Raw genomic sequence first — 20,426 nt, forward strand, 5'->3', positions numbered from 1 at the left:
ACTGCGGTAACTTTAACTCTCCCGAAAGAAAGCGAGGAGCATTTAAAATGAGCCTAATAGGCTGAAGCCTCATAAGCCTTTTTTTGCAAGTAGCACAACTATATTGAAACTATAGCTTACTAAAATATCTATTACGACTTATTTATGATTTTCGTAAATTTTGTCTAATGGCTCAGAAAGGCCGCTCTCTTGCACTATACGTACATGTTTACGTTTTAATTCGCGAGCACTGGTAACGCCACAAGAATGTGCAATAAGCCCTGCCCCGTAATGGATGTATTTATTATAATTTGCGACCCGCTGCGCTTTATCTTCAACATTCAAACCACGTTGTAAACGTTCATTATGCGTAGTAATTCCTGTTGGGCAGGTATCTTTATTACATTGCATAGCCTGAATGCAGCCTAGTGCAAACATGTGCCCTCGCGCAGAAACCACAAAGTCGGCTCCTAGTGCTAATGCCCATGCGACTTTGGAAGGCACAATTAATTTACCCGAAACAATAATTTTAACTCGCTCTCTAAGACCATGTTTCTTTAATAGCTGTATAACTAAAGGAAGGCTTTCTTTAAGCGGTAACCCCACAGAATCTAATAAAGATTGTGGTGCTGCGCCTGTGCCCCCATCAGCACTATCAATAGTAATAAAGTCGGGTGCGGACTCAATGCCACGATGATTAATCTCGGCAAATAAACTTTCTAACCAAGTATGCTCACCAATAACCGCTTTAAAACCTGTCGGTTTACCTGTTGCAGTTCTGATGGTGGTAAGCATGTCTAGAATATCGCTTGGATTTTTTATTTCTGGGTGCCCATTTGGGCTAATAGAATCCTGCCCTTCGGGTATGCCTCTTATTTTGGCAATTTCAGCATTCACTTTTCGCCCAGGTAACATGCCGCCTTTGCCTGGCTTGGCACCTTGGCTCATTTTCAGTTCAAACATTTTAACCGCTGGATGTGCAGCAACGGCTTTTAGCTTTTCTGTACTTAAATTTCCCTGCTCGTCGCGTACACCGTATTTTGCGGTGCCAATTTGAAATACAATATCGGCACCTCCTTCTAAGTGATATGGGCTAAGGCCGCCTTCTCCCGTGTTCATCCAACATCCTGCTAATTTTGCCCCCTTGGATAGTGCACGCACAGCAGGGCTTGATAGCGCACCAAAGCTCATGCCCGATATATTAAATAGCGAATTTGTGGTGTAAGGAAATTTACAGTAAGGGCCAAGAGTTACGTTGCTCGGCGCTAAGGCTTCTTCATCTAAGGTAGGAAACGCACAGTTCATAAACATGACGGTGCCTGTGGCCTCTAAACTTTGAGTTGAACCAAAAGCGGCCGTGTGATCAACATCTTTAGCCGCGCGGTAGACCCAACTGCGCTCGGCGCGATTAAAGGGCATTTCTTCACGATCGAGGGCAAAAAAATACTGTCTAAAAAACTCACCTTGGCGCTCAAAGAAATAACGAAAACGTCCAATCACGGGATAATTACGCCTAATAGCATGCTTTGTTTGCGTAACATCTCGAATATAAAAAATAGCAATTAATACAACCAGCAACCCCAATGCAACAATAAATAGGCTGGCAAACACATCGATACTGAACATTATAAACTGACTCATTACTTATCCTTAAATGCTAAAAAAGCGTGATGCCATCAAATAACACCACACTTTTATAGTTTCAAAATAATGCGCTTTTAGCTATCTGTTTTTGCTAATTCCACTTGTATATACAAACGTATTTGTTGCTCAAGCACCGACAAAGGCACTGAGCCATGGCGTAATATTTGATGATGAAACTCACGAATATCAAATTGTTGACCTAATGCTTGCTCAGCCTCTGCGCGCAGACGTTTAATTGTTAACTCACCAATTTTGTAAGACAGCGCTTGTGCTGGCCACGAAATATAACGGTCGGTTTCCGTTTTTACATTATGCAATGAAAGCGCCGTATTATCAGCCATAAAGTTCATTGCACGCTCTCGACTCCAGCCATACATATGCATCCCCGTATCAACCACTAAACGTGCAGCACGCCACATTTCGTAGGTTAAACGACCAAAGTTGCTATATGGGTCTTGATAAAAACCAGCCTCAACCCCTAAGTACTCTGAATATAACCCCCAGCCTTCACCAAATGCTGATAAATAGGCATCTCGGCGATAGCTAGGTAAGCTTTCAAGCTCTGCATTGAGTGATATTTGTAAATGATGGCCCGGTACGGCTTCGTGCAGCGTTAACGCTTCTAAAGCATAGAGTGGTCGTTTATCTAAAGCGTACGTGTTCACCCAATAAAAACCGGCTTGATCATCACGGCTCGAACCTGAATAGCGCCCAGTAGTGTACTTAGGTGCAATATTGGCAGGCACCGGCGCTACGCCATAGGGTTTGCGTGGTAAGGTATGAAATAATTTAGGTAACTGTGCATCCATTTTTTTGGCAATATACGCGGCCTCTTTTAATAATTGTTCAGGCGTTGTGGCGTAAAACTGCGGATCAGTACGTAAAAAGTGGATAAATTCTGCAAACGTGCCCTTAAAACCCACCTCTTTGATGACCGCTTCCATTTCACTGCGAATACGCGCCACCTCAGCTAAACCCAGCTCATGGATTTCTTTTGGGGTCATTTGTGTCGTGGTGTAATACTTAGCACGATTTGCATAAAAAGCTTCTCCATTAGGAGTTGACGAAATGCCAATATCACTGCGCGCGCCTGGTAAATATTCGGTATTAAAAAAAGTTAAGTAATCTTTATAGGCTTTAATAACTTGGCCATTGATAATGGCTTTAGCCTGTTGTTGTAACGCTATAAATTCACTATCACTTAAACCCGCGGTATTGTTTAAAAACGGCTTGTAAAATTCAGACTGTGTTACATCGTCAACAATGTACGCAGTAATAGAGTCTTGGTAGCCAATTAATACCGCTTTGGGTTGAGTTAAACCAACTTCTAATCCTTTACGCATCCAGCCTATGTTTTGCTCAAAAAAGCGCGGCACTTGTTGTAATCGCTTTAAGTAGTTTTGATAATCTTGAGCGGTTTTATAATCAGAGCTATTAACAATAAACGATAAGCTTGAATGAAAGCCATATTCTGACGTTAAAGGCATGTAGTGCGCGTTAAATACATATTCATCAATAGTATTTTGCACTTGCGCTCGAATAATACTGTAGTTAATTTGGTTTTCGTCACTCAGCTTGCTCATATCTATTGCATCTAAATCAGCCAATAACTGCGTGTTTTTTTGATACTGCTGGGCTAAAAAGTCAGCCGATAAGTTAGGTAGTAAATAGCCATCAACCCCCTTAGGATTACTGTACGGACTTACCTTTTGGCGGTACTGGACGATATTTTCGGCCGTTTGCGTAAATTGCTGATCGGCGTTAATTGTGGTGAGCTGACACGCGCTTAATGAGCACACTAAGGTGACACTTAATAAGGAAAGGCGCATTTTTTTCGAAAGAGATAAATTCATAGTTATTGAGCTTAATGACGTTACAGATGTGATAAACCTATCTTAGGCTGAATAAATAGCAAATAGATATACGACCAACTGCGCAAAATATACGCCCGTGAGACATTGTATTAACTTGAGTTAATACAAAACTATAAATAACTTAGAGTAATTGCTCAAAAAAGAAACGGTTATTGAATTTATAGCGTCATTTTAACCAACTACGACTCATTTTACTTTTAAATCACAGATATAATGATTATTGTATCTGCGCTTGGAAGCAAATTGCCTCATTGGACGAGTTTTATAAATCAGCATTTATGCGTATTTGGTTGGTAATTGCAAATGATGTTCCATGACTCCATGGCTATAGCACAAGAAAAAATGACAAAAGTATGTATGTTTTTAGAGCATCATGTTTTGCCTCCTACCCCCTTAAATTTTCAAGTTGTGTATACATACATTAGTAAAATCCATTTTGCGCTTAACAATGCTATTGATGATGCCATAGATGCAAATCAAAATATTGATGAGCTATTTATTGAGCAACTCTATTTTGAATATTTAAATCAGGGTCATAAAACCGAAGTAGCAATGATTGAAAACGTCAATGGTGTGATCAATTCACTATCGCGAAATGCACAGCAAACCGAAAAAAAACTTAACGATTTTGCAGGTCATGTTAATGACTGCTTGCATTCTTTAGATGAAAATAATATTGCTAACAGCCGCATCGCCTTAGAAAGGCTTAATGAGCAAACTCAGTTACTGCTCTCGCAACAAGCCCAATTTAAACAAGAACTAAGTCAGGCAAAAAAGCTACACGAAGCAACTAAAAAACAACTCAATACCTTGCGCAAACAACATGTGATTGACCCACAAACAGGCTTATACAAACGCCATTATTTAACTAAACAAACACAGTTATGGTTAAAACAAGACAAGTCAATTTCAGCAATTGCCATTCAAATTGATAATTTAGAGCATTTTATTAATAACTTTGGTGATGCCATTGGCGAAGTGATTTTAAATAAAGTAGCTAAGCAAGTTCAAAAGTATGTTTCACAAAGTGGCTTAGCCGGGCGCTCTGCAAAAGACCAATTTATCGTTCTACTTGCTAACATTGAGCCAGAAACTGCTAAGCTGATTGCAGAAAAAGTAATAACTGGAGTTGAAAAACTACGCTTTATAAGTTCAAAAAGCGATCTAAAACTCCCTCCCATTTCTCTCTCATTAGGGATTACGGAACAACAACAAGGCGACTTTAACCAACTAGTTAAAAGTGCCTCAAACGCGGCGTTTAAATCACGCGCACCTCAATAACCCAGTACACTGTTCAAACAATAAAATTAACTGATAAATCATATTCAAATTGCACCCTTGGTGCACAATCAAGTACACTAGTCTTTATTACCACGATAGAGATTAATCATGAACGAGAACCCTGAAAAGACCACGCATTTTGGCTATAAAACTGTTGCCGAAACCGAAAAAGCTTCTATGGTTGCTGATGTATTTCATTCTGTTGCGACAAAGTACGATGTTATGAATGATCTCATGTCTTTTGGTATTCATCGTTTATGGAAACGTCAAACAATTGCCAGCTCAGGTATTCGTAAAGGTCATCATGTATTAGATTTAGCCGGCGGTACTGGCGATTTAACTGCAAAGTTTAGCCAGCTTGTTGGCGAAACCGGTCAGGTTGTTTTAGGTGATATAAACTCTTCAATGTTAAAAGTAGGCCGCGAAAAGCTGCATAACTTAGGCCTTGTAGGCAACATTGATTACGTACAAATGAATGCCGAAGCCTTACCTTTCCCTGATAATAGTTTTGATTTAATTACGATTGCTTTTGGCTTACGTAATGTCACCGACCAAAATAAAGCATTGCGCTCTATGTACCGCATTTTAAAGCCAGGTGGTCGTTTACTCATTCTTGAGTTTTCAAAACCAGAGCAAGAGCTTCTCAGCAAGGCGTATGACTTTTACTCTTTCAACATTTTACCTACTATGGGTAAACTAGTTGCTAACGACAGTGAATCATACCAATACTTAGCAGAGTCAATTCGTATGCATCCAGATCAAGAAACCCTTAAAGCGATGATGGTGGAAGCAGGGTTTGAGCAAGCGACTTATCAAAATCTAACTGGTGGCATTGTTGCCCTGCATCGTGGATTTAAATACTAAGGTTAGTAATTTATGGCGCTTGAAGAACACAGTAAAGAACAACCGGCTGCAGGCAGTTTTTTTATGCTACCGAGCTTTGTACTTTCGCTTATTGAGCAAGTATTAAATCAAGCGTTTAAACTCGATCCGAGCTTACTCGATAAACTAAAAACGGTAGAGCATCAGCGCTTATTAGTTGAGGTTAGAGACTGGCAGCAAAAAATAGCCATTACTTATGCCAATCAGCAGCTACATCTTTACACTGCATTCGAACATGCTGACGCTGATTGTATGATCAGCGCCAATATAGATACGTTGTTAGCACTGAAAAACCCAGCCATGCTGACTCAACTTATTCGCCAAGATAAGCTTGATTTACAAGGCGATTTAAATATAGCTCAACACTATAGTTCAGCCTTTTCAAGTGTAGAGATTGATTGGCCAGAGCAACTAGCAAAGCATATTGGCGACGCGCCTGCACAACAACTTTATTTGCACTTGCAGTCGCTTAAGCAGCAAGGTAAAAAAGCAAAGTCTCAGCTCGATAATACTTTTATTAGTGTGTGCCAAGACGAACTGGCAATCACCATTCACCCATTAGAGCTTGAGCAATTTAAACAACAAAATAGAGCACTAAAAGGCCATGTTGCCGCCATTGAGCAACGTATTAACGCCCTAATTAAAGCCCTTTAACGCGCTAAGGATTTTTTGTGTCAACTGCCCGACTGTATTACATAACTAAAACCCTGCTTAGCTTCGGACTTGATGAGCTTGTACCCAAACATAAAGTACCTTGGTTTGCTAAACTTGCTCGTGGCAGTTTGTTTTGGTTGCGCAACCAACACAAAGATAAACCTCCTGGCTTAAGACTTCGTTTAGCACTACAACAGCTTGGCCCTGTGTGGATAAAGTTTGGCCAAATGCTTTCAACTCGGCGCGATTTACTGCCTCATGATATCGCCTTGGAATTAGCCTTTTTACAAGATCAGGTAGAACCGTTCGAGGGTGAACTAGCCCAGAGAATCATCGAAAAAGCATTAGAAATAGATGATATTAGCCAGCTATTTAGCGAATTTTCACAAATACCTTTGGCATCGGCCTCAATTGCTCAAGTGCATACTGCTACCCTTGTTGATCCTCAAGGCGAATCGCAAGATGTTGTTATTAAAGTTATTCGCCCTAATATTGAGCAACAAATCAACGCTGACTTAGCACTAATGGAAAAATTGGCTAAGGTTGTCGGTAAGTTAATTAACGAAGCCAAGCGATTACGCCCAGTGGAAGTGGTTAAAGAGTATAAAAAAACATTGCTCGATGAGCTCGACTTAATGCGTGAGGGCGCTAATGGCATTCAATTAAAGCGTAACTTTGAAGGTTCAGAATCGTTATACATTCCAACAGTATATAGTGATTATAGCCGCAGTAATGTACTGGTTATGGAGCGTATTTACGGTATTCCGGTTTCGGACACTGAAGCGTTGATGGCACAAAACACCAACATGAAGTTATTAGCAGAACGCGGAGTAGAAGTGTTTTTTACTCAAGTATTCCGCGACAGTTTTTTTCATGCTGACATGCACCCAGGTAATATTTTTGTGTCACGCGAAAACCCGCATAATCCTAAATATATTGGTATAGATTGCGGTATTGTTGGAACTCTTAACAAAGAAGATAAACGCTATTTAGCTGAAAATTTCATTGCCTTTTTTAACCGCGACTACCGCCAAGTAGCACAGCTACATGTTGATTCAGGCTGGGTACCACCTGATACCAGCATTGAAGAGTTTGAATTTGCTATTCGCACCGTGTGCGAGCCTATTTTTAATAAACCACTGGCTGAAATATCATTTGGTCATGTATTGGTTAACTTATTTAATACCGCACGTCGTTTTAATATGCAGGTTCAACCGCAACTCGTATTATTACAAAAAACCTTGCTGTATGTTGAGGGCTTAGGTCGTCAGCTATACCCACAACTGGACTTGTGGAAAACAGCAAAACCATTTTTAGAAGACTGGGTTAAACAACAAGTGGGCCCGCTGTCAGTGCTAAAGCAAATGTATGCAAACTTACCGTTTTGGGCAGAAAAAATGCCTGAACTACCCGATTTAATTTATCAAAATTTAAAGCGAGCACCACACTCTCACGCACCTGAAATTAAGGTTTCACATAAACCATTGGTTTTAGGACTGTTTAGTAGTGCTGCGATGATTGTCTCAGCTTTATTTTATTTACAACACAACTTAATCGCTGCTGGCGTTGTCTTAAGCTGTGCTGTTATTGGCTTTATAGCGGCTTGGCGCCGCTCATAAACTAAGTGCTATTTGCCACTTTGGGCGTATAATCAGCACTTAACCTTATTATTTTATGGCTTAAAAGCAGGAGAAAACCATGGGTTTTGGTGGTATTAGTATTTGGCAATTATTAATTGTACTTGCAATCATTGTACTTTTATTTGGTACAAAAAAACTACGCGGTATGGGTGGTGATTTAGGTGGCGCAGTTAAAGGCTTTAAAAAAGCTATGTCTGATGACCAAAATGCTGAAAAACAAGCTAGCGAAGATAAAACTGAACAGATCCAAAAATCATCAGAATCAACACCAATCGATTCAAGTACAACTAGCAAAACTAAAGATAACGACAAGGTTTAACTAGCATGGGAATGTGGGAGCTTGTTGTGGTATTTATTGTCGGCTTGGTAGTACTAGGGCCGGAACGCTTACCTGTTGCTATTAGAACCGTAAGCCGCTGGGTTAAAACAGCCAAAGCAATGGCTAACTCAGTAAAAGCTGAAGTGAGTGAAGAGCTTCGTGTAAACGAGCTACATGAAAACCTAAAAAAAGCAGAGCAACAAGGTCTTAAAGATTTAAGCCCTGACCTACAACACTCTGTTTCTGAGCTGCAACAAGCAGCGCAATCAGTTACTCACAGCTATAAAAAAAATCAAAGCCAAGCCACTAATAACCAAGCAACAGATGACTCTAAATAATTATGGCACTCTCTTTTTTCATGCGCTTAATGCAGGTATAGAAAACAATGACTGAAGAAGTAAAATCAGGATTTGTCGCTCATTTAATCGAGTTGCGTGACCGGTTGATAAAATCGCTATTGAGTATTTTAGTGATATTTATTGGTTTGGTTTACTTTGCAAACGATATTTATACGTTTGTAGCTGCTCCTCTAGTCGCTCATTTACCTAGTACTGCCACTATGATAGCAACAGATGTCACTGCGCCATTTTTTGCTCCCTTTAAACTAACGTTGTTTGTTGCTTTATTTGCGGCCATCCCTTGGATTTTACATCAAATTTGGGGATTTATAGCCCCAGGTTTATATCAGCACGAAAAGAAAATGCTGATGCCAATATTAGCTTCCAGTATTTTCTTATTTTATGGTGGCATTGCTTTTTGCTACTTTGTAGTACTGCCAATTATTTTAGGGTTTTTCACCAGTGCAGGTCCGCAAATGATGACGCTTGCGCCCGATATCAGTAGCTATTTAGGCTTTGTTCTTAAGCTATTTTTTGCTTTTGGCATTGCATTTGAAATTCCAGTGGCGATTATGTTGCTCTGTTGGAGCGGTGCAACAACCACACAAAGCCTAAAAGAAAAGCGCCCTTATATAGTGGTCGGCGTATTTGTAGTGGCGATGTTTTTAACGCCACCAGACGTTTTATCACAAACTCTATTAGCGCTGCCTATGCTGCTGTTATTTGAGCTTGGCTTAATTTTAGCGAGATTTTATACCGCAAAACCACAACAAGAATCTGAGGAATAATATGAATAAGCATTTACTTTCTTTACTCGCTTTAGCAAGTGTACCGGTTTTAGCCGCAACTCCTATCAATGAACAAGCGTTGCAAGCCTGTAGTTTTATTGAAAACGATTTTAATCGTTTACTATGCTATGACAACACCATTGCCGGAAAATCGCTCACTCAATCAGCTCGTAAACAGCCAGAGCAACCTGCTCAAGCTAATGTAAAAGCTGACACGTCTACCGTAACAGCACCCGTGGCTATCAAAGAAAAAGAATTTGGTTTAGAGCACAAAGAAATTACTGAAAATGGGGAAGAGTCTATTACATCAATAATTTCATCTGTTAAAAAAGCACCTTATGGTGAGCTAATTATTACTTTAGAGAATAATCAGCAGTGGCGTCAAATTGGCTCAGATAGCTTGAGATTAGATGAGGGCGATACCGTTATTATTAGCCGTGGCGTATTCAACTCTTTTTTACTTAAAAAAGCAGATCAAAACCGTTCAATTCGTGTAAAACGCACCCAGTAATGCAATACACCTTAATTGATGCTGGCGTAAATTTAACTAATCATCAATTTGATGGTCAGCATCAAGAAGTGCTCGCTCGGGCAATAGAGGTCGGTGTTAAGCATATGCTAATTATTGGCTGCGATATCAGCTCCAGCGAAGAATCATTAGCACTTGCTGCACGCTATGACCAATATGCTAGCGCGGGTATTCACCCTCATGATGCAAAAACAGCAACCTCTGAACTTGAGCAACAACTCACTCAGCTAGCTCAACATGAGCAGATTATTGCCATAGGTGAGTGCGGGCTAGATTATAATCGCGACTTTTCTCCAAGAGATGTGCAGCGTGATGTGTTTCGTCGTCAGCTCGCATTAGCTGAAAAGCTAAACCTGCCTGTTTATTTGCATGAACGCGACGCCAGTGACGACATGCTTGCTATTTTAAATGAGTTTACTGTACGCGGTGTACTGCACTGTTTTACTGGTGATGCACAAGCACTCGCAGGTTACTTAAATTTGGGCCTTTATATTGGTATCACCGGCTGGGTATGTGACGAACGACGTGGCAAAGAATTACAACAACTGATCCCTAGCATTCCCATTGAGCGTTTATTAATTGAAACCGATGCACCCTTTTTAATCCCTCGCACTGTTAAACCTAGGCCAAAATCAAGACGTAATGAGCCAGCATTGCTGCATTATGTTTGTGACACGCTTGCTCAGCTTTATGGTATTCCTGCATGTGATGTTGCAAAGCATACAAGTGAAAACTTTAATCATTTGTTTGGAATAGAGAAAAAATAATGCGAACCTCTTGCGCTTTGCTGGTATTCACTATGGTGTTTTATGCATCCTGTTTTCCTGCAAGTGCAATCGAGATAAATAGCGAATTTAATTCAAAAACAATAGAAGGTATTCATTATTCGTTTGTTCCTACCTCATTAGAAGATGCACGACAAAGCAATTTACAAGAATGGCTGCTACTTAATAATAAGCCACTTAATTTAGGCCTTGAGTCTCGGGCTGTGTGGATTCAATTTCAACTAAATAATTACCTTAATGAGCCAATAGAGCCAATCCTATCGTTCGATAACCCACTTCTGAACAATATATACCTGTACCACTTTATAGGTGAGGAGCAACTAAAATCGGAACATATTGGTGATGCTCTGCCTTTATCTGATAGAGCGATTAGAAGTGAGTCTTTGCTGGTTAAATTAACTCTTCCCGCTAACAGCGAAACCACCGTTTACCTCAAAGTTAATAATAATGCGGGAATTGGGCTTCGCGTCCCTCTCACCTTATGGCAACAGGATGCATTATTAGCCCATAAAAGCATGGTTAACTTGCTTTATGGATTGCTGATTGGATTTATTTTTTCACTGGCTATCAGTAGCATAGTTTTATTTGCTTTTTCACGTAAACATTATTTTGCTTATGCAGGTGTGATTACATTGATGCTCAGCCTGTTTTTAGCTTATATAGGTGGTTTTGGGTTTCGTTATGCTCCCTCAAGCATAGCAGGCCTACAACAGTTAATGCTGCCTCTATTACTTATGCTGAGCACAATTCTGCTTCTGCCCTTACAGCGGCATGTGTGCAAACCTAACGCCTCTAAGTTACTCAAGGGTCAAACTGCTATTACAACACTGTATGCGTTAATTATCGGTTTTATATGGTTATTACCTACTCCCAGTGTAACTTTATTTGCCATCTCAACTATACCTATAATTCTTATTTACCACGTGATAACTACATTACTTTATTTGCGCCAGCAACCGACAAGCCCTAATAAAAGCTTATTAATTGCCCTTATATTGTTTTTCATTATTGTGATTCATTTTGCCATTGCATTAACCGGCCTTTATACAGTGACTCGAGCTAGCTTAATGATAACCTTTGCAGCGTCCTTAGGTTGCTCATTTTGTTTAAGTTATACCGTCATAAAGTTATTTATATTACAACGCGATGAGCAAGTAACAGCGCAGCAAGCATTAATTGCACAAAACGCTGCACAAGATGCGCTATTAAATGAGCGGATTGAATTACAAGAGCGCACCCGCCAAGAGCTTGAAAGCCAAGTAGATGAACGCACCTTTGAGTTACAAGTAACACTGAGGGAATTAGAAGATAAAAACCGCGAACTTGAACAACTCAATATGGAAGATGCCTTAACAGGCATTAAAAATAGGCGCTTTTTCGATAAAAAACTAATTATGGAAATTCGTCGTTCGCGTCGTGAACAAACGCCATTGAGTATTATTATGTTAGATATCGACAAATTTAAGTCAATTAACGATAACTATGGCCACTTAACCGGCGATCAAGTTATAAGGGCTGTGTCTGATACCATTAAACAACAGCTTAAGCGCCCACTAGATGAAGTAGCACGTTATGGTGGTGAAGAGTTTGTCATTTTACTACCTAATACTGATAACCAAGGTGCACTGGTCATTGCAGAACAGACACGCTTAGCAATAGCAAATAATAGTGTGAATGTAGCTGGTACTATTATCGACTTTACCATTAGTGCCGGTGTTTATACTCAAATTGCCGATGATATTCATAACCCTGAACTATTTACTGATTATGCCGATAAGGCACTCTATTTAGCAAAACAACATGGCCGCAATCAAGTGGTTAATTTTTCAATCCCACAGTAGGAGCGTATACTTATGGCCCAATCTGGACTAGACCTTTTCCCATATACTCGCATGCGTAGAATGCGCCGTAATGATTTCTCTCGTCGCCTTATGGCTGAAAATCAGCTGAGTGTTAATGATCTTATTTACCCGGTTTTTGTGCTTGAAGGCAAAAACCGTCGTGAAAGCATTGAATCGATGCCCGGTATTGAACGCTTATCAATTGATCTACTGATCGAAGAAGCTAAAGAATTAGTTGATTTAGGTGTGCCTGCGGTGGCTATCTTCCCTGTTACGCCTGCAGATAAAAAATCATTATATGCCGAAGAAGCGTATAACGATGATGGCTTAGTACAACGCACTGTTCGTGCTTTAAAAGAAGCCTTCCCTGAACTTGGGGTGATCACTGACGGGGCGCTCGATCCATTTACTACTCACGGGCAAGACGGCATTATTGATGACGAAGGCTATGTAATAAACGATGTAACCACTGAAATATTAGTTAAACAAGCATTATCACATGCAGCTGCAGGTGCCGATGTTGTTGCTCCATCAGATATGATGGATGGCCGTATTGGCGCAATCCGCGAAGCGCTCGAAGCGGATGGCTTTATTCACACTCGTATTATGGCTTACTCAGCTAAATACGCATCTAGCTACTATGGCCCATTTAGAGATGCCATAGGATCTGCTGGTAACTTAAAAGGCGCTGATAAAAAAACCTACCAAATGGATCCTGCTAACTCAGATGAAGCAATTCGCGAAGTCGCGCTTGACCTTCAGGAAGGCGCCGACATGGTAATGGTTAAACCTGGTATGCCATACCTTGATATTGTACGCCGTGTTAAAGATGAGTTTGGTGTACCAACATTTGCTTATCAGGTAAGTGGTGAATACGCGATGCATAAAGCCGCTATTGATAATGGCTGGCTGAGCGAAGAAGCTACTATTATGGAATCTTTATTAGCATTTAAACGCGCTGGCGCAGACGGCATCCTGACTTACTTTGCTAAGCAAGCTGCTCGCTATTTAAATAAATAATAACGACATATTGATATAAAAGGGCTTTATTGCCCTTTTGTATATTTAAAGGCAGCCCGTTTTTTCTGCTGCGTTACTCTCATTTCTGGGAAGTAACCACACTACATAGACCCTTCCTTACCCAAAACTAAAAACACAACGTATTTTCAACCTCAAAAAATAAGCAAATCTCGACATTGTTAACATTCTGTATTCTATTTGTAATTATTTTTCATTACACTAAGCGTCCCATTTGGGGAAACAAAAACACGGGAAAAATAATAATGTTGAAAACAAAAATAACGCCATTGGCGCTTGTATTAGCAAGCCTCAGTGCACCCGCTACCGCTAACCTCGTTATATCTGAGTACGTAGAAGGCAGTAGCTATAATAAAGCAGTAGAACTATTTAATAATTCGACTACCCCTCTGTCATTAGATGGCTACACGCTAAGCCTCTATTCAAATGGCAATTCAGATGCAAATAATACATTCGATTTAACAGGTGAACTTGCTGCAAACAGCACTTACGTCATTGTTAATGGGAATGCATCAGCAGAACTAAAAGAAAAAGCTGACCAACTCAGCGCCGTGACTAACTTTAATGGCGATGATGCGCTGGTACTTACTCAAGGCTCTGTGGTTATTGATAGCTTTGGCCAACGCGGTGTAGACCCGGGTTCATTTTGGTCAGAAGGGGGCGTGAAAACACAAAATAAAACATTGCGCCGCAAAGAAACCGAGCTAAACGGACGCACTGATGCCGATGGCGCTTTTAATCCAAGTGAGCTATGGCTGCAATTTGATCAAGATGACTTTAGTGATTTAGGTATCTTTGCAGGGAATTCTTCACCTAGCCCTGATCCAGACCCAGAACCTGAAGAGCCTTTATTATGTGGCGCTGATAAAACATTAATTAGCAGCATTCAAGGCGAAGGCGCAAGCAGCCCACTGGTTAACACTGCTGTTGAGTTTGAAGGTGTAGTAACAGCTGACTTCCAGGCTGATGATCAGCTCAAAGGCTTTTTTGTTAACTCACTAAGTTATGATGAAGATACAAACCCACTTACCTCTGAAGGGGTATTTGTTTACTTTACTAATACTGATGTTAATGTTGGTGACCACGTTCGCGTACGAGGTACTGTTGAAGAATATTTTGATGCCACCCAAATTGGCAATGTTAGTCAAGTTGCTATATGTGACACCGGTCTTTCAGCTTACCCGATTAAAATTACTTTACCCGTTACCGATCAAAGTGAATTAGAAGCGTTTGAGGGTATGTTAGTGACCTTAGAGCAGCCACTTATTGTTACTAACAATTATGGTTTAGGTCGATATGGTGAACTAGAGCTTGCTACTGAACGCTTATACCAAGGTACTCAAGTTGCACTTCCTGGCGCGGCTGCGAATGCGGTTGAAGCGCAAAATCTAAATAAAAAAATACTCTTAGATGATGGCTCAACTCGTCAAAACCGCGATCCTATCGCTTATCCTGTCCCAGGGTTATCAGCAGAGAATACTCTACGCACAGGCGATACAGTAAACTCTGTAACAGGTGCGCTAGCTTACAGCTTTAGTGCTTACCGTATTCATCCAACAACAACACCTCAGTTTATAGCAACCAATCCACGCACCGATGCGCCAGAGTTAAACCCTGACGCTGATTTACGTGTTGCCAGCTTTAACGTACTTAACTACTTTAATGGCGATGGCCAAGGCGGTGGTTTTCCAACTAGCCGTGGTGCTGATTCAGAAGCCGAGTTAATTCGCCAACAAGCCAAGCTAGTCAGCGCTATTAGTGCTTTGCAAGCGGATGTGATTGGCTTAATGGAAATTGAAAATGACGGCTTTGGTGAATTCAGTGCTGTTGCAAGCTTAGTAAATGCACTTAATGACGCTGATAGTCAAAATCAATATGCATTTGTAGACTTTGGTGTTGATAAAATCGGCACCGACGCTATCACGACTGCGCTTATTTACCGTGCTGATAAAGTGCAGCAAGTGGGTACTGCAGCAATCACTACCGATGCGCCTTTCGATTACAGCAACCGTGCACCAATTGCACAAAGCTTTAAATCTTTAGATACAGAAGAAGTCTTTACTGTTGCCGTAGCACACCTAAAATCTAAAGGTGGTTGTAGAAGTGCCACTGGCGGCAATGCAGATCAAGGTGACGGTCAAGCATGTTGGAATGAAATCCGAACTGCTGGCGCAAATGCATTTGCTGATTGGCTAAATAGCAAACCAACAGGAGTTGATGATGAAGATATCATTCTTGTTGGCGACATGAACGCGTATGCAATGGAAGATCCTATCCGTGCATTTGCTGATAAGGGCCTTAAAAATGTGGTTGCTGAGTTAGATGGCAACACCTTAGGTTATTCTTACAGCTTTTCTGGTCGTGCAGGAAGTTTAGATCACGCCCTAGCAAGCCCGAGCTTATTAAGTAAAGTAGTGAGCGCCAGTGATTGGCATATTAACGCCGATGAGCCTATTTCACTTGATTATAATGTTGAATTTAAATCTGACGCACAGCAATCAAGCTTGTATGCTCAAGGACCTTACAGAGCATCAGATCATGACCCTGTTATTGTCGATATTCGTTCAACGATTATCGCGCCACCTGAGCCAGAACCAGAGGTGATCACCGGTGAAATTGATAATATTCGCGGCTGGTTTTGGTGGAAAAACTACCGCATTGATATTCCTGAAGGTTATGACGAGCTAACTATTAGCCTAGACGGTGGATGGGGCGATGCAAACTTATTTGTTAGACACAAAAGAAGCCCGACTTTGTTTAGAAGTGACTGCGCATCAATTAGTAGAGGAAACGCAGAAAACTGTACATTTACCAATCCTAAATCGGGTAAATGGAAAGTCCGCGTAAATGGCTTTTTACCATTTGGCAATGTAAAACTCACTTATAAAGCAACCAAATATGCTGATTAACTTCGACTTCAATAACCGGTTCATGACTTAAAGTTGTTGCCAGTATCTACTTGAAGTAACTCAAAAGCCGCATTCGCGGCTTTTTTATTTTATATACAAATGTAATTCAGACAGGCTTCATCAAGCACTGCTTATTATCTATGCAAGCATTGACTTAGTACATATCTAACTCAAGGTAACTCTAACACTGTTTGTTTTTCGAAAAGTCAAAATGCGTTATAGCGGCTTGATTGAAAGTGATAAACAACTTGTCCTTCTAATCCATACCAAGAGCAACTGAGATAAACGTCAATCTTAGCAGTAAACATATTTTTTTATAAAGGATTCAAAATGAAAGCGCGCATTCACCTTATATCTACTTATCAAAGGGTTTTTAAAAAGCCTTTGTTTGGGATGTTGATGGTTTTTTCACTGTGGGGAACTAACAGCGCGATTGCTGCATCTTCACTTGAAGCCGCAATACCGCAGAGCAGTTTATTTGATGTGCTAAGTGCGCGAGCTAAAAAGCTTGCTGAACAAGATTACATTGCACCAAAAGAAATACAGTTAGATGCGCTTAATAGTATTGATTATCAAGACTACCGCTCAATCCGCTTTAAGCAAGACCAATCGGTATGGAAAGATGAAGGGCTTTATGAGCTGCAATTATTTCACCCCGGTTTTTTATATAAAACGCCAGTAAAAATCAATATCGTTGATCAAAATGCAAAGCTTAGCCGCCTTGCATTTAGCACAGAGTTTTATCAATATGATGGAACAGCAGCACACCTAAAAGATGAAATAGCAAAAAGTATTGAAGGTACGCAGTTAGGGCATGCTGGTTTTAGATTACATTACCCATTAAATAACGATGACTATAAAGATGAGGTTATGGTATTTCAGGGCGCTTCTTATTTTCGCTTAGTTGGGCCTAACCAAGTTTATGGTTTATCTGCACGAGGACTGGCGATTGATACCGCACAAACATCTGGTGAAGAGTTTCCTTCATTCAAAGAATTCTGGTTAGTTAAACCAACACCCGAGCAAACTAATATTACTATTTTTGCTTTACTTGATAGTCCATCAGTAGCGGGAGCTTACAAGTTTGAGATAGACCCTAACACGCAGACAAGTGTTAGCGTCGACATGCAAATTTTTGCCCGTAAAGATGTTAAAAAGCTTGGTATAGCACCATTAACGAGTATGTTTTATCACGGTGAAAATAGTACCAAGTTTTTTGATGATTATCGCCCTGAAGTACACGACTCAGACGGTTTGCTCACGCAATCACAAGAAGGTAACTGGGTATGGCGTCCACTTAATAATCCATCCCAACTTAGCGTAACCTCTTTTTCATATGAAAATCCTAAAGGCTTTGGCCTTGCACAGCGTGACCGTGACTTTAATAACTACTTTGATATAGAAGCGCATTATCATGACCGCCCTAGCTTTTGGATAGAACCACAAGGTGAATGGGGGAATGGCCGTGTTGAGCTTGTTGAGATTCCAACAGATACTGAAACTAACGATAATATTGTAAGTTATTGGGTTCCTGAAAAGCCGTTCAAAGCAGGAGAAGCATTAAAGTTTAGCTACAAAATATCGACCTTTAATGATTATCTAAGCCAAAATAATTTGGCTAAAGTGGCTAGAACACGCATTGGCAGTGCAGCATTGCCTGGTGAAGATAACCCACCTCCAAAGAGCCATCGTCAGTTTACTGTTGACTTTACTGGCCCTGATATCAATCAATTATCTGAAAAATTAGTACTTAGCGCAGACTTGCAACTTACCACAGGTGAAGCGCGTGATATTACAGTGCAAAAGCTACCAAAATCATTAGGCTGGCGAGTTGCCTTCAAAGTCGCCCCAAAAGACAGTAACCCTGTAGATATGCGTTTATCGCTAAAGCTACGTAACAAAGCAGTGAGCGAGGTATGGAGCTATGTTTGGTATCCAAATGACATCAAGTAAACAAAGTACTGGTACACCAATGCCTTTTAAAACACTTCGCGTATGGTTATTTGCTATAGCTGCTATTGGCCTCTCAGGCTATGGCATTTCAATTATGTTTGAAATTTTAAACTCAAATGGCATGACCTTGCTTGAATATGCACTGCTTGCTTTGTTTTCTATTACCTTTGCTTGGATAGTCACCGCATTTTGTAGTGGCTGCATTGGTTTTATACTACAGCTATTTCGTATAGATCCGCTCACGCTTAGAAGAATAAAACCGGTCTCCATTAACAATGAAGCACTATCAAAGCAAAAAACGGCTGTAGTTATGCCTATTTATAATGAAGATACCCATAGAGTTATTGCAGGCTTTGAAGTGAGCTTGCAATCGTTAAAAGCCACTGGGCAATTAAAACACTTTGATTTTTATTTACTGAGCGATACACAAGACGCAACTATTGCCAGTAATGAATTAAGCGCATGGCATGCTTTATGTGAACGTCTTGGCGATACAGCAAAACAAATTTTTTACCGTCGTCGTGAAGATAATAAACATCGTAAAGTAGGTAACTTAACCGATTTTTGTGAACGTTGGGGTAGCCAATACGAGCATATGATTGTATTGGATGCTGATAGTGTGATGACGGGTCAATGCATGCTAGAACTCACTACTAGCATGCTGAATAACCCACAAGCGGGATTGATTCAAACTATTCCTATTCCTGTGCGCCAAGATACTTTTTTTGGACGCTTTTTACAGTTTGCTTCGATTCTTTATAGTCCAATGTTAGCTACTGGCTCTGCTTTTTGGCAAACCGATAAAGCCAATTACTGGGGGCATAATGCCATCATTCGTGTTAGTGCGTTTATTGATTGCTGTGGCTTGCCAACACTCAAAGGTAAAGCCCCCTTTGGTGGAGAAATTTTAAGCCATGATTTTGTGGAAGCTTCTCTATTACATAGCGCAAATTGGGACGTATTATTACTTGCCGATATTGAAGGCAGTTATGAAGAGGTTCCCAGTAATATCTTAGATTACGCTGTACGAGATAGACGTTGGGTTCAGGGTAATATTCAACACCTAGGTTTACTTTCATCAGCAAAGCTAAAGCTAATGAGCAAACTGCACTTTTTACTAGGTGCAACAGCGTATATTTCATCTCTTATTTGGTTGTCTATGCTGGCATTAAGTACCATAGATGCGGTAACACGTGCTTTAAATAGTGATGTCTACTTTAATCGTGCCTATCAGTTATTTCCGACTTGGCAAATAGCCAAAACAGATCTCATTGACTCATTACTTTACCTAACAATTATTATTTTGTTATTACCTAAACTTATGGGCGTCATTGTTACTTTAGTGCACCGTAAACAGCGCTTTGGTGGTGCATTAAAGCTCATTTTAGGATCTATCATTGAAACCATTTTTGCTATTATTGTGGCACCATTGATGATGGTATTTCATGCGTACTTTGTAGTCTGTGTATTTTTAGGCAAAAAAGTAAAATGGGATGCTCAACCGCGTGAAGGTAGAATGGTGCCATGGAAAGAAGCGTTTGGTTATACATTGTTTTCTTCGCTTGTTGCCATTGTATGGGGTAGCGTTGCTTATTACTTTACACCGGTCTTTTTTTGGTGGTTATCTCCTATTTTATTAGGGCTCATCCTCGCTGCTCCTATTGTGCGTTACTCAAGTAGTATCAAGCTAGGCATTAAGCTAAGGCAGTGGGGCATTTTCCTCTGCCCGAGTGAAGTAGATGACGATGCAACATTAGCGGCTCTTAAAGTACACCTCAAAGAGATAGCCGTTCCACCTGTAGGGCGCTATTCAACAGCAGCACCGCTGTTACCATTAGAGCATAAAGTGACAATGCCTATTCAGAACTTTAGTAGTGAATCACATCGAAAGAAGTTTAAAGCACTCATCACAAAAACTGCTAATAAGCTAAGTTAATGCCACTACAAATAAAAAAGGAGCAACCTTGTATTG

Annotated in this window: 16 protein-coding genes; 14 read left to right on the forward strand and 2 right to left on the reverse strand. The window is 40.4% G+C overall.

The features are described 5' to 3' along the window. Nucleotides 1-138: 138 nt before the first annotated feature. Together AN392_RS07150 and AN392_RS07155 are read right to left on the reverse strand one after the other, a co-directional pair. Nucleotides 139-1,620, reverse strand: coding sequence for an FMN-binding glutamate synthase family protein (locus AN392_RS07150; RefSeq protein WP_055012304.1), 1,482 nt, complete (start codon nucleotides 1,618-1,620; stop codon nucleotides 139-141). A gap of 77 nt (nucleotides 1,621-1,697) precedes the next feature. Further along, the gene (locus AN392_RS07155) at nucleotides 1,698-3,476 is read right to left on the reverse strand and encodes a DUF885 family protein (RefSeq protein ID WP_055012305.1); all 1,779 of its coding nucleotides are present in this window, start codon (nucleotides 3,474-3,476) and stop codon (nucleotides 1,698-1,700) included. A 342-nt stretch (nucleotides 3,477-3,818) separates the two neighbouring features. Here AN392_RS07155 and AN392_RS07160 point away from each other — a divergent pair, with 342 nt between their 5' ends. From AN392_RS07160 to mdoH, 14 genes are all read left to right on the forward strand, one after another. Further along, a complete protein-coding gene (locus AN392_RS07160) occupies nucleotides 3,819-4,778 on the forward strand; it encodes a diguanylate cyclase domain-containing protein (protein ID WP_055012306.1) in 960 nt (319 codons plus the stop codon). A 108-nt stretch (nucleotides 4,779-4,886) separates the two neighbouring features. Then, a complete protein-coding gene (ubiE, locus tag AN392_RS07165) occupies nucleotides 4,887-5,642 on the forward strand; it encodes a bifunctional demethylmenaquinone methyltransferase/2-methoxy-6-polyprenyl-1,4-benzoquinol methylase UbiE (RefSeq protein ID WP_008108541.1) in 756 nt (251 codons plus the stop codon). A gap of 12 nt (nucleotides 5,643-5,654) precedes the next feature. Further along, a complete protein-coding gene (locus AN392_RS07170; protein WP_055012307.1) occupies nucleotides 5,655-6,314 on the forward strand; it encodes an SCP2 domain-containing protein in 660 nt (219 codons plus the stop codon). 17 nt (nucleotides 6,315-6,331) lie between these two features. Continuing rightward, complete coding sequence (ubiB, locus tag AN392_RS07175) at nucleotides 6,332-7,933, forward strand: ubiquinone biosynthesis regulatory protein kinase UbiB (protein WP_010392267.1); 1,602 nt, start codon at nucleotides 6,332-6,334, stop codon at nucleotides 7,931-7,933. Between the two features lie 79 nt (nucleotides 7,934-8,012). After that, on the forward strand, nucleotides 8,013-8,273 hold the full coding sequence (gene tatA / locus AN392_RS07180; RefSeq protein WP_008108546.1) for a Sec-independent protein translocase subunit TatA: 261 nt from the start codon (nucleotides 8,013-8,015) through the stop codon (nucleotides 8,271-8,273). A gap of 5 nt (nucleotides 8,274-8,278) precedes the next feature. Next, nucleotides 8,279-8,611: a Sec-independent protein translocase protein TatB gene (gene tatB / locus AN392_RS07185; protein ID WP_008108547.1), complete on the forward strand. Its 333-nt coding sequence runs from the start codon at nucleotides 8,279-8,281 to the stop codon at nucleotides 8,609-8,611. A gap of 47 nt (nucleotides 8,612-8,658) precedes the next feature. After that, nucleotides 8,659-9,399 carry a twin-arginine translocase subunit TatC gene (tatC, locus tag AN392_RS07190; protein ID WP_055012308.1) on the forward strand — a complete coding sequence of 247 codons (741 nt, stop codon included), beginning with the start codon at nucleotides 8,659-8,661 and terminating at the stop codon, nucleotides 9,397-9,399. 1 nt (nucleotide 9,400) lies between these two features. Then, complete coding sequence (locus AN392_RS07195; protein ID WP_055012309.1) at nucleotides 9,401-9,910, forward strand: hypothetical protein; 510 nt, start codon at nucleotides 9,401-9,403, stop codon at nucleotides 9,908-9,910. Continuing rightward, nucleotides 9,910-10,695, forward strand: a complete 786-nt coding sequence (locus AN392_RS07200) for a TatD family hydrolase (RefSeq protein ID WP_010392262.1) — start codon at nucleotides 9,910-9,912, stop codon at nucleotides 10,693-10,695. The genes AN392_RS07195 and AN392_RS07200 overlap by 1 nt, the downstream gene beginning before the upstream one ends. Then, nucleotides 10,695-12,554 carry a diguanylate cyclase gene (locus AN392_RS07205; RefSeq protein ID WP_055012310.1) on the forward strand — a complete coding sequence of 620 codons (1,860 nt, stop codon included), beginning with the start codon at nucleotides 10,695-10,697 and terminating at the stop codon, nucleotides 12,552-12,554. Before AN392_RS07200 ends, AN392_RS07205 begins: the two co-directional genes overlap by 1 nt. A 12-nt stretch (nucleotides 12,555-12,566) precedes the next feature. Then, nucleotides 12,567-13,574 (forward strand): porphobilinogen synthase, encoded by a 1,008-nt coding sequence (gene hemB / locus AN392_RS07210; RefSeq protein WP_055012311.1) that lies wholly within the window; start codon nucleotides 12,567-12,569, stop codon nucleotides 13,572-13,574. Between the two features lie 263 nt (nucleotides 13,575-13,837). After that, nucleotides 13,838-16,501 carry an ExeM/NucH family extracellular endonuclease gene (locus AN392_RS07215; RefSeq protein WP_055012312.1) on the forward strand — a complete coding sequence of 888 codons (2,664 nt, stop codon included), beginning with the start codon at nucleotides 13,838-13,840 and terminating at the stop codon, nucleotides 16,499-16,501. Between the two features lie 330 nt (nucleotides 16,502-16,831). Then, a complete protein-coding gene (locus AN392_RS07220) occupies nucleotides 16,832-18,454 on the forward strand; it encodes a glucan biosynthesis protein G (RefSeq protein ID WP_055012313.1) in 1,623 nt (540 codons plus the stop codon). Further along, nucleotides 18,426-20,390 (forward strand): glucans biosynthesis glucosyltransferase MdoH, encoded by a 1,965-nt coding sequence (mdoH, locus tag AN392_RS07225; RefSeq protein ID WP_055012314.1) that lies wholly within the window; start codon nucleotides 18,426-18,428, stop codon nucleotides 20,388-20,390. Before AN392_RS07220 ends, mdoH begins: the two co-directional genes overlap by 29 nt. Nucleotides 20,391-20,426 lie beyond the last annotated feature (36 nt).

Source organism: Pseudoalteromonas sp. P1-16-1b, from assembly GCF_001401785.1.
Taxonomy (GTDB): domain Bacteria; phylum Pseudomonadota; class Gammaproteobacteria; order Enterobacterales; family Alteromonadaceae; genus Pseudoalteromonas; species Pseudoalteromonas undina.